We start from the raw sequence: 13,411 nt of genomic DNA, 5'->3' as shown, positions 1-13,411 counted from the left end.
CCACGGGTTCCACTCATGACTTAGCTCACGGCGTGAGTTAACTGGGCCCCCGCCCAGCCGTCAAGACTTCACGTCAGAGCTGCTACAGACGTAACGTCCAGGCGGATCAGGGGTGTTGTTGTTTCAGGAAATGAACGCCCACCCTCTTGACGCGGTCACTCAGCCGTCATTTACTCACGCCTCGCAACGCCCCCATCCCCCCACCTCCCGAAGGGCGGCGCACCATGAGGAGAGCTCTGCGGACCGTCCGGCTCGCGCTGGCCGGGCTGCTCACCGTCGGCGGACTGTCCGCCGGCCTGACGACCGCCGCCGGCACCGCACAGGCGGCCGGCGAGCAGGTCACGACCTGGCTGACCACGACCGACGACGACAGCGGACGGCATGTGGTCCGCGGGCTGCAGGCCCAGACACCGTTCGCCTTCCAGGCGGGCGCGGGCGGCAGCGGAGAGAACATCACCGTCGACGAGAACACCCGCTACCAGACCTTCACCGGGGGCGGAGCGTCCTTCACGGACACTGCGGCCTGGCTGATGAACAGCGGCGGGGCGCTGTCACAGACGACCCGGGACACGGCCATGCGGAAGCTGTTCTCGCCGACGGACGGGATCGGGCTGTCGTTCCTGCGCAATCCGATGGGCGGGTCGGATCTGGCGCGGTACGGGTACACGTACGACGACATGCCGGCCGGGCAGACCGACCCCTCCCTGTCCGGGTTCTCGATCGCGCACGACCTCGCGGACGTCGTCCCCCTGACCGAGCAGGCCCTCCGGCTGAACCCGTCCCTCACCGTCATGGCCTCCCCGTGGACCGCGCCGGCCTGGATGAAGGACAGCGGGCAGCTCAACGGGGGCTGGCTGAAGGCGGAGTACTACGGGGCGTTCGCCTCGTACTTCGTGAAGTACCTCCAGGCGTACCGGGACCAGGGCATCCCGGTGTCGTACGTGACGGCGCAGAACGAGCCGACCTGCTGCGCGGGCTATCCGTCGATGAGCTGGAACGCGAGCGGACTCGCGTACTTCACCAAGAACGAGCTGCTGCCGAAGCTGGCGGCGGCCGGGCTGTCCACGAAGGTGCTGGCGCACGACTGGAACTGGGACGTGTACGACGCGTACGCGGCGCAGACGGTCGACGACGCGGCGGTGCGGGCGCACCCCAACTTCGGGGGGATCGCCTGGCACGGGTACGGCGGGGACGTCGGCAAGCAGACGGCCGTGCACGACCGGTACCCGCAGCTGGACGCGTTCGGCACCGAGCACTCGGGCGGGACCTGGATCGGCAACCAGCAGCGCGAGGACATGCTCAACATCGTGGACTACACACGGAACTGGGCGAAGTCGGTGACGAAGTGGTCGCTGGCCGTGGACCAGAACCGGGGGCCGCACAACGGCGGATGCGGGACGTGCAGCGGGCTGATCACCGTGCACCACGGGGACGGGGCGAGCGGGACCGTCGACTACACGGTGGAGTACTACACGATGGGCCACCTGACGAAGTTCGTCCGCCCCGGCGCCCAACGGATCGCCTCGACGGCATCCTCTGCGGTGCCGAACGTGGCGTGGCGCAACCCCGACGGCTCCAAGGCGCTGATCGCGTACAACGACGGGGCGGCCGCGAGGACCGTCACCATCAACTGGGGATCACAGCACGCGACGTACTCGCTGCCCGGGAAGACGTCGGCGACGTTCACCTGGACGGGGACGCCGTCGGGCGGGGGTGACCGGTCGGGGGCGTTCGTCGGGCTCGCCGGCAAGTGCCTGGACGTGGCGGGCGGTTCGAGCACCGACGGGACGGCCGTGCAGCTCTACGACTGCAACGGCACGGCGGCGCAGAGGTGGACCGTGCAGGCCGACGGGTCGGTCCGGGCGCTGGGCAAGTGCCTCGACGTGAGCGGGGGTTCGGTGGCGGACGGGGCGAAGGTGCAGCTGTACGGCTGCAATGGGACCGGGGCGCAGCGGTGGTCGTACGACTCCGCGACGGGTGATGTCGTGAACGCTGCTGCGGACAAGTGCCTCGATGTGACGGACAACTCGGCGGCGAATGGGGCGCGGGCGCAGATCTGGTCGTGCACGGGGGGTGCGAACCAGAAGTGGCGGCTTCAGTGAGGTAACGCCGGGTTTCCTCGCCCCCGCCGCCCCTACCCGTCCCGTCCCCAGGGGCTCCGCCCCTTCGACCCCGCCAGGGGGCTCTGCCCCCTGGACCCCCCTTCGGCCTGAACGGCCTCGTCCTCAAACGCCGGACGGGCTGAAAGACCCGACGCCCGCACGATGCCTACTCCGCCGGCTCCACCCCCGCCCGGAGCAGACCGTACGTGTACGCGTCCTCCAGGGCCTGCCAGGATGCCGCGATGACATTGTCGGCGACGCCCACCGTCGACCACTCCCCCGTGCCGTCGGACGTGGAGATCAGGACACGGGTCGTGGACTGGGTGCCGTGCACGCCCTCCAGGATGCGGACCTTGTAGTCGACCAGGTCCAGCTTGGCGAGCTGGGGGTAGATCCTTTCGAGGGCCACACGCAGCGCGCGGTCCAGCGCGTTGACCGGGCCGTTGCCCTCCGCCGTGGCCACGATGCGCTCACTCTTCGCCCACAGCTTGACCGTGGCCTCGTTGGCGTGGCTGCCGTCGGGCCGGTCCTCGGCGATCGCACGCCAGGACTCGACCTCGAAGTACTTCAGCGGCTTGCCCTCGACCTCCGCACGCAGCAGCAGTTCGAAGGACGCGTCCGCGGCCTCGTAGGAGTAGCCCGCGAGCTCGCGCTCCTTCACCCGCTCCACGACCCGCCCGACCAGCTCACGGTCACCGCCCAGGTCGACGCCGAGCTCCTTGCCCTTGAGCTCCACGGACGCCCGGCCCGCCATGTCGGAGACCAGCATCCGCATGGTGTTGCCGACCTGCTCGGGGTCGATGTGCTGGTAGAGGTCCGGGTCCACCTTGATCGCGGAGGCATGCAGGCCGGCCTTGTGGGCGAAGGCCGAGACACCTACGTACGGCTGATGGGTGGAGGGCGTGAGGTTGACGACCTCGGCGATGGCGTGCGAGATGCGCGTCATCTCGCGGAGGTGGCCCTCGGGCAGCACCTTCTTGCCGTACTTCAGCTCCAGGGCCGCGACCACCGGGAAGAGGTTGGCGTTGCCGACGCGCTCGCCGTAGCCGTTCGCGGTGCACTGGACGTGGGTCGCGCCCGCGTCCACCGCGGCCAGCGTGTTCGCCACCGCGCAGCCCGTGTCGTCCTGGGCGTGGATGCCGAGCCGGGCGCCGGTGTCCGCGAGGACCGTGGACACGACCGCCTGGACCTGCGCGGGGAGCATGCCTCCGTTGGTGTCGCAGAGGATCACCACGTCCGCCCCTGCCTGGGACGCCGTACGGACGACGGCCTTGGCGTACTCCGGGTTGGCCCGGTAGCCGTCGAAGAAGTGCTCGCAGTCGACGAAGACGCGGCGGCCCTGCTCCCTCAGGAAGGACACCGTGTCGCGGACCATCTCCAGGTTCTCGTCCAGCGTGGTGCGCAGCGCCAGCTCGACATGCCGGTCGTGGGACTTCGCGACCAGGGTGATCACCGGGGCGCCCGAGTCCAGGAGCGCCTTGACCTGCGGGTCCTGCGCCGCCCTCGCGCCCGCCCGGCGCGTCGCACCGAACGCGACCAGCTGGGCGTGCCGGAAGTGGATCTCCTGCTGGGCGCGGGCGAAGAACTCGGTGTCGCGCGGGTTGGCGCCGGGCCAGCCACCCTCGATGAAGCCCACGCCGAAGTCGTCCAGGTGCCGTGCGATGGCCAGCTTGTCGGCGACGGTCAGGTTGATGCCCTCGCGCTGGGCGCCGTCGCGCAGGGTGGTGTCGAAGACGTGGAACGAGTCGTCGAGCTCGCTGGTTTCCGTCATGGTCTCAAGGCTCCTGTGTTGGATCTCGGTCTGTACCGGAATGACCGGCTCCACCGTCCTCCAATGATCCCTCGCGCTGCGCTGCCGGCTCCGGGTGGGCCAGAAATGCGAAAAACCTCTCGCGGGTGCGAGAGGTCTGCGCGCGGGTCGAGAACGACGGTGTCCGCCCGTACCTGGTCGTACGTGGCGGTCACTGCGGACCGGCGCGCCTGCTGCCAATAATCATGGCGAACGAGAGCACGGGGGCAGTCTGGCACAGGCTGACCGTGCGTGAGCCACCTGTCTCAGGATGCGAGCAGGCTCTCGTCCAGGAACTCCCGGACGTGGCCGAGAACCTGCTCACGGTCCGTCCCCTGCAGGCCGATCGCCACATTGATCGAGAAGCCGTCCAGCAGCGCCCGCAGCCGGGTCGCGAAGCGGTCGGCGTCGACGGGCCGGAACTCGCCCCGGGACACCCCCTCCGCGAGCAGCGCCACGAGGTCGCGGTGCCAGGCGCCCTCGATGGCGGCCTGGCGTTCACGGGCGCCGTCGTCGGCGTTCTGCGAGCGGTTCCAGACCTCCAGCCAAAGGGTCCAGTGCGGGTCGCGGTGGCCGTCGGGGACGTACAGGTCGACGTACGCGTCCAGACGCTCGCGGGCCGTGGCGGGGCGCATGAGCAGCCGGCCGCGCTCGGCGCCGAGCCGGCCCTCGCTCCACTCCAGCGTCTCCAGGAGCAGTTCGTCCTTGGAGTGGAAGTGGTAGAGGAGGTGACCGCTGCTCATACCGACCTCACGTCCGAGCGCCGCCATGGTGAGCTTCTCCAGACCGCGCTCCGCGATCATCTCCATCGCGGCGGCGAGGACGTCCTCGCGGGGCGGAGCGGTGTTGCGCCGGCGGCCGGTCACGGGGCCGCCTCCGCGCGGACGGCGTCCCGGACGAGCCGGGTCTCGTAGCGGCTGCAGCAGTCGGCGGTGACGATGGCGACCTCGGCTCCGCAGGGGCAGACGTGGTTGATGCCGTTGTGCCCGCTCGGACCGCAGCAGCCGAGGAGGCGTTGCACGTCGGAGTGGGGGGCGATGTCCACGACGTCGTCCGGGTGCAGGACGTAGGTGCCGTGCGGCAGCGAGTCGGCGGTGTACGTGCCGTGCGGCAGGGGGTCGGCGACATAGGTGCCGCGCGGGACGCTGGGCGGGCCCTGCCGGTTTCCGCCCGGGTCCGGGAGCCAGTCGGCCGGAGGGAATCCGGGCATCTCGTCGAGCAGCCGGACCGGCTCGGTGAGGCGGCGGCCGCAGGCCGTGCAGCGCAGTACGTTCACCCGTACGTTCTACCTGACGACGGTCTTCGGCTGCTGCTGAGTGATGCAGTGGATACCGCCCCCGCCGGCGAAGATCGTCCGGGCGTCGACCAGCGTCACCGTCCGCTCCGGGAACAGGCGGCGGAAGATGCCCGCCGCGATCTCGTCGCGCGGGTCGTCGAAACCGCACAGGACCACTCCGCCGTTGCAGAGGTAGTGGTTGATGTAGGAGTAGTCGGCCCAGTGGCCGTCGGCCTCCAGGACGGTCGGGGCGGGGACCTCGACGACCTCGATACGGCGGCCCCTCGCATCGGTCTGCGACCTCAGCAGGCCGATGATCTCCTTCGTGATCTCGTGGTCGGGGTGCGCCGGGTCCGGCTGGTGGTGGGCGACCACCACACCGGGGCGGGCGAAGGCGGCGACGATGTCGACATGGCCGAGGGTGCCGTAGCCATGGGGAGGGTAGTCGCCGGTCAGTCCGCGCGGCAGCCAGATCGCCTTCCGGGTGCCGAGGTGGGCGTGGATCTCCGCCTCGACCTCCTCGCGCGACCAGTGCGGATTGCGTTCGGGGCCCAGCTGGACCGTCTCCGTCAGCAGCACCGTCCCCTCGCCGTCGACATGGATCGCCCCGCCCTCGTTGACGAGCTTCGAAGCGTACGTCCGCGCCCCCGCGAGGTCGGAGACGTACGAGGCGATCTTCGCGTCGTGCTCCCAGCGGGCCCAATGCTGGGCGCCCCAGCCGTTGAACGTCCAGTCGACGGCGGCCAGTTCACCGTTCGTGTGGGTCAGGAAGGTGGGGCCGATGTCGCGCATCCAGGCGTCATCGAGGTCGCGCTCGACCGTGTCGACGCCCGGGCCGAGCAGGGTCTGCGCGTCCGCCGACCGGCCGGGGCCGCACACGACCGTCACCGGTTCGAAGCGGAGGACGGCGCGGGCCACCGACGCCCAGGCGATGCGGGCGGCGATGAGGTCGTCCGAGGTGTCGAAGGTGGGGTTAGGCCCCGGCCACGCCATCCAGGTGCGCTCGTGCGGGGTCCACTCGGCGGGCATACGGAAGCCCTCGGCTGCGGGGGTGCTCATGTCGCGGGTCCTTAGAGGAAGTAGAGGCGGTTGAGGGAGACCGAGTCGGCGGGTGCGGAGCGGAGCGGTTCTCCGTCGAGGGTGACCAGGCCGGTGCGCTGGTCCACATCGACCGCTCCGGTACGGGAGTTGAGGCGCAGGTCGGCGGGGCCGATACCGCGGGTGCCGCGGACGGCGACCCTGCGGCGGCGGGTCGGCATCGTGTCGTGGCCCTGGTCGAGGGCCGCCTGGGCGACGAACGCGACCGAGAGGTCGGCGGGCGTGGCGCCGTACGCACCGAACTGCGGCCCGAGCACCAGCGGTTCGCAGGTGTCGGTCGCCGCTCCCGGGTCGCCGACCACGCCGTACGCCGGAAATCCGGCCTTGAGCACGAGCTGTGGCTTGGCGCCGAAGTACTCGGGGCGCCACAGCACGATGTCGGCGAGCTTGCCCGTCTCTATGGACCCGACCTCGTGCGAAAGCCCGTGCGCGATGGCCGGGTTGACGGTCAGCTTGGCGATGTAGCGCAGGACGCGTTCGTTGTCGTGGTCCTCGGGGGCGCCGGACTCCGCCTTCATCTTCCCGGCCATCGCGAAGGTACGGCGTACCGTCTCTCCGGCCCGGCCCATGCCCTGCGCGTCCGACGAGGTGATGCCGATCGCGCCCAGGTCGTGCAGCACGTCCTCGGCGCCCATGGTGCCGGCGCGGATGCGGTCGCGGGCCATGGCGGCGTCGCCGGGCAGGTCGGTCTTCAGGTCGTGGACGGAGACGATCATGCCGTAGTGCTCGGCGACCGCGTCCCGGCCGAAGGGCAGGGTCGGGTTGGTGGAGGAGCCGATGACGTTCGGGACTCCCGCCATCTTCAGGACGTTGGGCACATGTCCGCCGCCGCAGCCCTCGATGTGGAAGGCGTGGATCGTGCGGCCCTCCAGCACCCGCAGGGTGTCCTCGACCGACAGGCACTCGTTCAGCCCGTCGCTGTGCAGCGCGACCTGGACGTCGTGCTCCTCGGCGACGCGCAGCGCGGTGTCCAGTGCCCGGGTGTGGGCGCCCATGTCCTCGTGCACCTTGAAGCCGCACGCGCCGCCCTCGGCGAGCGCCTCCACCAGCGGCGCGGCGTGCGAGGACGAACCCCGCCCCAGGAAGCCGATGTTGACCGGCCAGGCGTCGAAGGCGGAGAACGCGTGCCGCAGCGCCCAGGGCGAGTTGACGCCCACGCCCCACGCCGGCCCGAACTCCTGCCCGATGACGGTGGTCACGCCGGACGCCAGCGAGGCCTCCATGATGCGCGGCGACAGCAGGTGGACGTGGGTGTCGACGGCCCCGGCGGTGGCGATGAGCCCCTCGCCGGAGACGATCGACGTCCCGGTGCCCACCACGACGTCGACCCCGTCGAGGGTGTCGGGGTTTCCGGCCCGCCCGATGGAGTGGATCCGTCCCTCCCTGATCCCGATCGACGTCTTCCGGATCCCCTGCACGGCATCGATCACGACGACGTTGCTGACGACGACGTCACAGGTCTCCCGCACGGCCGCCGCCTTGAGGTGCAGTCCGTCGCGGGCGGTCTTGCCGAAGCCGGCGAGGAACTCGTCGCCGTGGCGCTGGGAGTCGGACTCGACGCGGACGACCAGCCCCGAGTCACCGAGGCGGATCCGGTCGCCGGCCCGCGGTCCGTGCGTGGCGGCGTACTCGTACGGATTCACGACTCGGCTCCGAGATAGCCGCAGGCGGCGGCCCTGCGCAGGGCCTCCTCCTTCGCCCCCGGCGCGTCCAGCGCCCCGTCGACGAGCCCGGCGAACCCGATCGCGACCCGGTCGCCGCCGATCGGGACGAGCCCGACCTCGACGCTCTCGGCGGGACCGAACCGCAGGGACGACCCGGCGGGCACGGCGAGCCGCATCCCGTAGGCCTGCTCCCGTACGAAGTCCAGGCGCGGGTTGGCCTCGAAGAAATGGAAGTGGGAGGTGACCGAGACGGGCACGGTGGCGCTGTTGGTGACCGTCAGCCGGACGACCGCCTCGGGCTCGGTGTGCTCCGGCCCCGGCAGCAGCGCACCGGGGGCGGGGTCGCCGAGCCCCCCGCCGATCGGGTCGGTCACCACCGCGAGCCGTGAGCCGTCGTCGAAGACGGCTTCGACGTGCACCTCGGTGACGACGTCCGCGACGCCGGGCAGGACGTCGTCGGGGCCGAGCACGGACCGGGCACGCTCGATCGCCTCGGCGAGTCTGGCGCCGTCGCGGGCGGCCTCGCACACGGTGTCCGCGATCACCGCGGTAGCCTCCGGGACATTGAGCCGCAGTCCGCGGGCACGGCGGGCACGGGCCAGCTCGGCGGCCCCGAAGAGCAGCAGCCGGTCACGTTCGGTGGGGGTAAGTCTCATGACGCGGCACCTCCTTGCGTTCGCCCTTTAGAGCAGCACTCTAAACAGGGAATGGCGAGAAGGGAACCGATAGGGCATGAACAGCCTGATTGCATTGAGCGCCACTCAAAACGTGACGGCCGCTGTCAGCTCACCTCAAGGCCGGGAAGAAAGGCCGGGAGGAAGCTGCCCGCAGGCCGCCGGCAGCCCCCCTCCGTGCGGGGCCCACGGGAGGACGCGCGCTCCCCCGCGGGATCAGTGGACACCCGCGTGGGGGAGGCGATACGCGTCGCAGGCACTGCCGTTCGTGTGCGGCGAGTTCGGGCGGGCTCAGCCCAGCTGGTGCATCCAGCCGTGCTTGTCCTCGGCCGTGCCCCGCTGGATGTTCAGCAGGGACTCACGCAGCTTGAGCGTGACCTCGCCGGGTTCACCGTCCGACTGCTGCCACTCGGCGCCGGTGCGCTTGACGGTGCCGACCGGGGTGATGACCGCCGCCGTGCCGCAGGCGAAGACCTCCGTCAGCGTGCCGTTCTCCGAGTCGCGCTGCCACTGGTCGACGGAGACCCGGCCCTCCTCGGCCTGGTAGCCGAGGTCGGCCGCGACGCTGAGCAGCGAGTCGCGAGTGACGCCCTCCAGGATGGAGCCGGTCAGGGACGGCGTGATGATCTTGTTGCCGTAGACGAAGTACAGGTTCATGCCGCCGAGTTCCTCGACCCACTTGCGCTCGACCGCGTCGAGGTAGCAGACCTGGGCGCAGCCCTTGGCGGCGGCCTCGGCCTGGGCGAGCAGCGAGGCGGCGTAGTTGCCGCCCGTCTTCGCGTCGCCCATGCCGCCGGGGACGGCGCGGACATGGTCCTCGGAGACCCAGATGGACACCGGCTTGACGCCGCCGGGGAAGTACGCGCCGGCCGGGGAGGCGATGACCAGGAAGAGGTACTCGTTGGCGGGCTTCACACCCAGGCCGACCTCGGTCGCGATCATGAACGGACGGAGGTAGAGGGACTCCTCGCCGCCGTGTGCCGGGACCCAGGCCCGATCCTGGCGCACCAGCGCGTCGCACGCCTCGATGAAGGTCTCGACGGGCAGTTCGGGCATGCCGAGCCGACGGGCGGAGGACTGGAAGCGCCGGGCGTTCTTCTCGGGGCGGAAGGTGGCGACGGATCCGTCGGGCTGACGGTACGCCTTGAGGCCCTCGAAGATCTCCTGCGCGTAGTGCAGGGTCATGTTCGCGGGGTCGAGGGAGAGCGGGCCGTAGGGCACGAGCTGGCCGTCGTGCCAGCCGCGGCCCTCCGTCCACTTGATCGTCACCATGTGGTCGGTGAAGTGGCGGCCGAACCCGGGGTCGGCCAGGATCGCCTCGCGCTCGGCGGCGGAGAGCGGGCTGGCGGAGGGCTTGAGCTCGATCGTCGTGGGCGTCGTCATGAGTGGTAGTCCTTCACCGGTTGTAGTGACGGGCCGCGCTCACGCCCGTACTGCCAGTGGCCAGTGCTAGGACGTCCGAGCATTCCCTCATTCCGCGGCTCCGCGTTCGATTATCGCAAGGCGGGGACCGTGGAAGAAACGGCGTGAATGCGGCCCAGGGGAAGATGGTGGCACCCGGCGGGGACATGGGGAAGCCGCCGGGTGCGGATGCGACCCGGCGGCTTCGAAAGGATTCGCGTGCGCGGCGGGGTCAGCCGGCTACTCGTACGGCGAGGGCGTCGCCGATCCCGGACGTGCTGCGGGCCGGCTTGCCGGTGCGCTCGGCGAGGTCCGCGGAGACGGCGTCCTCGATACGGGTCGCCTCGGCGTCGTAGCCGAGGTGGCGCAGGAGCAGGGCGACGGACAGGACCGTGGCGGTGGGGTCGGCCTTGCCCTGGCCTGCGATGTCCGGGGCCGAGCCGTGCACGGGCTCGAACATGGAGGGGAACGCGCCGGACGGGTTGATGTTCCCGCTCGCGGCGACGCCGATGCCGCCGGAGACGGCCGCGGCGAGGTCGGTGATGATGTCGCCGAAGAGGTTGTCGGTGACGATCACGTCGAAGCGCTCGGGCTGCGTGACCAGGTAGATGGTCGCCGCGTCCACGTGCATGTACTCGGTGGTGACCTCGGGGAACTCCGCGGCGACCTGGTTGAAGATGTTCGTCCACAGGTGACCGGCGAAGGTCAGCACGTTGTTCTTGTGGATCAGCGCGAGCTTCTTGCGCGGGCGGGCCTGCGCGCGGGCGAAGGCGTCACGGACCACACGCTCCACACCGAAGGCGGTGTTGACGGAGACCTCGGTGGCGACCTCGTGCTCGGTGCCCTTGCGGATGGTGCCGCCGTTGCCGGTGTACGGGCCCTCGGTGCCCTCGCGGACCACGACGAAGTCGATCTGCGGCTCACCGGCCAGCGGGGTGGCAACACCCGGAAGGAGCTTCGAGGGACGCAGGTTGACGTGGTGGTCGAAGGCGAAGCGGAGCTTGAGCAGGAAGCCGCGCTCCAGGACGCCGGACGGCACCGACGGGTCGCCGATCGCGCCGAGCAGGATGGCGTCGTGCTGCTTGAGGGAGTCGAGGTCGGCGTCGGTGAGGGTCTCACCGGTGGCGTGGTAGCGCCGGGCGCCGAAGTCGTACTCCTTGGTCTCCAGCTTCACATCCTGCGGAAGGACGGCGGAGAGGACCTTCAGGCCTTCGGCCACGACCTCCTGGCCGATGCCGTCACCGGGGATCACTGCGAGATTGAGGCTGCGAGACATGTCGGCACCGTACTCCTTGTCCCATGGGATGACATGGGGTGTCCGCGATACGGACAGCCACATGGGTGGAAGGCGTCAGCCCTTCGACTGCCGTTCACCCTTATGTGGGGCCGGTGTTGGGCTTCGCTGGGAAGTTCACCCTCATGGAGACACCGGACTTCGGCATTCCCCCGCAGCTCGCGCGCCGGATGAGCATGGCAGAGCAGTACGAGTACCTGCGCACGAAGCTCACCCGGCGCCGCACGCTGGTGACCGCGGGCGCGATGGCGGGCGGACTGCTGACCGGATGCGCCACCGCAGGAGCCGCGGGCAGGGCCACCGCCACCGGAACGGCCTCCGTCTCCCCCCTCGACACCGTGCACGGCTCCGCCGTCGCCCCCTTCGGCCGCCATCTCGCCTTCGGCGCCGACCCGAAGACGCAGATGCGCGTCTCCTGGCAGGTGCCGCTGGCGGTGAAGAAGCCGTACGTACGCATCGGCCTGCGGCCGGACCAGCTCGGCCGCAGGATCGAGGCCGAGGTGCGCGGCCTGCACACGCCGGGCCTCACGGGCGTGCGGGCGGCTCTTCAGCAGTACTACCTGCACGCCGCCCTCGACGGCCTGCGCCCCGGCACGACGTACTACTACGGCGTCGGCCACGACGGCTTCGACCCGGCCTCGGCGCAGGGCAGAGCGACGATCACCTCCTTCCGTACGGCGCCCGCGAGCCCGGAGAGGTTCGTGTTCACCGCCTTCGGCGACCAGGGCGTGAACCGGGCCGCCGCCGCCAACGACGACGCCCTGCTGCGCCAGAAGCCGGCCTTCCACCTCCACGCGGGCGACATCTGCTACGCCGACGTCAACGGCAAGGGCAGGACGACGGACGGCTACGACCCCGCCTTCTGGGACCTGTTCCTGAAGCAGAACGAGCATGTGTCGAAGTCGGTGCCGTGGATGGTGACCACCGGCAACCACGACATGGAGGCCTGGTACTCCCCGGACGGCTACGGCGGCCAGCTGGCCCGCTTCTCCCTCCCGGACAGCGGTTTCGACCCGCGAGCGGCGCCGGGCGTCTACGCGTTCACCTACGGCAACGTCGCCGTAGTGGCGCTGGACGCGAACGACGTCTCGTACGAGATCCCCGCCAACCTCGGTCACACCGACGGTCGGCAGACGAAGTGGCTGGATCAGAAGCTGCGCGAGCTGCGGGCGGACAAGGCGGTCGACTTCATCGTCGTCTTCTTCCACCACTGTGCGTACTCGACCTCCGCGCACGCCTCCGACGGCGGTGTACGCGCCGAGTGGGTGCCGCTGTTCGCCCGGCACGAGGTGGATCTGGTGATCAACGGACACAACCATGTCTACGAACGCACCGACGCCATCAAGAACGGCGAGGTCGGCAGGCCGGTACCCATCGGCGCCGGCACGGACCCCACGCGGGACGGCATCGTGTACGTCACCGCGGGCGGGGGCGGCAAGGACCTGTACGGCTTCCCGGCGGGCGTGAAGGAGAGCTACGAGGGCCATGTCACGCACGGCGAGGCCGTCGAGACCTTCCGGTGGACCAAGTCGCAGGCGAGCAAGCCGGAGACGGTGGAGTGGTCGCGGGTGCGCTACCGGGGCTTCTCGTTCCTGTCCGTGGAGGCGGTGAGCGGTACGGCCCCGAGGCTGAAGGTGTCGGCGCTCGCGCAGAGCGGCGAGCGCATCGACCATTTCGAGGTGCGGCGCGGTGGATGAGGCCGCGCCGCACCTCGGCGGGTGCGGCTCCCGGCTTCTTGTACCCGTCTGTCGGGCGGCTCAGTGACCGGTCGAGCCGCCGTTGTCCCGGCGGTCCAGGGCGCGCTGGAGCGCGGCGGCCGCGTTCTTGCGGTCGGACTCGGTCGTACGGGAGAGGTGACGGACTCGACGGCGGACGGTCGTCTCGGCCATGGGGAATCGACTCCTTCGCATTCCGGAAGGCGAACGGGGATACGAGACGCCGGAAGGGGCGGGGAGCGGTGCCGCAGGGGTTGCCTGCACGGGGCCCGGCTCACGACCGCCATTCGCTTGGTCGAGCGAGACGTTCGGCTCCTACAAAGCTAAAGGAGGAGACCGCCGCTGTCTCCACAATTACTCGGACTTCCTACTATCTGAGACGGTGGATTGGGTCACAC

At 70.4% G+C, this 13,411-nt stretch carries 11 protein-coding genes; 2 read left to right on the top strand and 9 right to left on the bottom strand.

Annotation, left to right across the window (positions count from 1 at the left end):
* Window positions 1–224: 224 nt before the first annotated feature.
* Window positions 225–2,102, top strand: a complete 1,878-nt coding sequence (locus F7R91_RS24590; RefSeq protein WP_150951293.1) for a lectin — start codon at window positions 225–227, stop codon at window positions 2,100–2,102.
* A gap of 166 nt (window positions 2,103–2,268) precedes the next feature.
* Here F7R91_RS24590 and cimA read toward each other — a convergent pair whose 3' ends face one another.
* The 8 genes from cimA to F7R91_RS24550 form a co-directional block, all read right to left on the bottom strand.
* The gene (cimA, locus tag F7R91_RS24585; RefSeq protein WP_150951292.1) at window positions 2,269–3,873 is read right to left on the bottom strand and encodes a citramalate synthase; all 1,605 of its coding nucleotides are present in this window, start codon (window positions 3,871–3,873) and stop codon (window positions 2,269–2,271) included.
* Between the two features lie 284 nt (window positions 3,874–4,157).
* Window positions 4,158–4,757 carry a TetR/AcrR family transcriptional regulator gene (locus F7R91_RS24580; RefSeq protein ID WP_150951291.1) on the bottom strand — a complete coding sequence of 200 codons (600 nt, stop codon included), beginning with the start codon at window positions 4,755–4,757 and terminating at the stop codon, window positions 4,158–4,160.
* Window positions 4,754–5,167, bottom strand: a complete 414-nt coding sequence (locus F7R91_RS24575) for a hypothetical protein (protein ID WP_150951290.1) — start codon at window positions 5,165–5,167, stop codon at window positions 4,754–4,756. Before F7R91_RS24575 ends, F7R91_RS24580 begins: the two co-directional genes overlap by 4 nt.
* A 9-nt stretch (window positions 5,168–5,176) precedes the next feature.
* A complete protein-coding gene (locus tag F7R91_RS24570) occupies window positions 5,177–6,226 on the bottom strand; it encodes an agmatine deiminase family protein (RefSeq protein WP_150951289.1) in 1,050 nt (349 codons plus the stop codon).
* Window positions 6,227–6,237: 11 nt separating this feature from the next.
* Entirely contained in the window at window positions 6,238–7,908 is a 1,671-nt protein-coding gene (locus tag F7R91_RS24565) for an urease subunit alpha (protein WP_150951288.1), read from the bottom strand.
* Window positions 7,905–8,585, bottom strand: coding sequence for an urease subunit gamma (gene ureA / locus F7R91_RS24560; protein WP_150951287.1), 681 nt, complete (start codon window positions 8,583–8,585; stop codon window positions 7,905–7,907). Before ureA ends, F7R91_RS24565 begins: the two co-directional genes overlap by 4 nt.
* A gap of 309 nt (window positions 8,586–8,894) precedes the next feature.
* On the bottom strand, window positions 8,895–9,986 hold the full coding sequence (locus F7R91_RS24555; RefSeq protein WP_150951286.1) for a branched-chain amino acid aminotransferase: 1,092 nt from the start codon (window positions 9,984–9,986) through the stop codon (window positions 8,895–8,897).
* Between the two features lie 250 nt (window positions 9,987–10,236).
* Window positions 10,237–11,280: a 3-isopropylmalate dehydrogenase gene (locus F7R91_RS24550; protein WP_150951285.1), complete on the bottom strand. Its 1,044-nt coding sequence runs from the start codon at window positions 11,278–11,280 to the stop codon at window positions 10,237–10,239.
* Window positions 11,281–11,423: 143 nt separating this feature from the next.
* On the opposite strand from F7R91_RS24550, the gene F7R91_RS24545 reads away from it, so the two are divergent.
* Window positions 11,424–12,995 (top strand): purple acid phosphatase family protein, encoded by a 1,572-nt coding sequence (locus F7R91_RS24545; RefSeq protein ID WP_150951284.1) that lies wholly within the window; start codon window positions 11,424–11,426, stop codon window positions 12,993–12,995.
* A 60-nt stretch (window positions 12,996–13,055) separates the two neighbouring features.
* Here the strand turns inward: F7R91_RS24545 and F7R91_RS43840 are convergent, their stop codons facing one another.
* The gene (locus tag F7R91_RS43840; RefSeq protein ID WP_150951283.1) at window positions 13,056–13,187 is read right to left on the bottom strand and encodes a hypothetical protein; all 132 of its coding nucleotides are present in this window, start codon (window positions 13,185–13,187) and stop codon (window positions 13,056–13,058) included.
* Window positions 13,188–13,411 lie beyond the last annotated feature (224 nt).

It is taken from the genome of Streptomyces luteolifulvus (genome assembly GCF_008806595.1).
Classification (GTDB): domain Bacteria; phylum Actinomycetota; class Actinomycetes; order Streptomycetales; family Streptomycetaceae; genus Streptomyces; species Streptomyces luteolifulvus.
The sequence above is the reverse complement of the archived record's forward strand: the minus strand, read 5'-3'. Positions and strand labels throughout refer to the sequence as shown.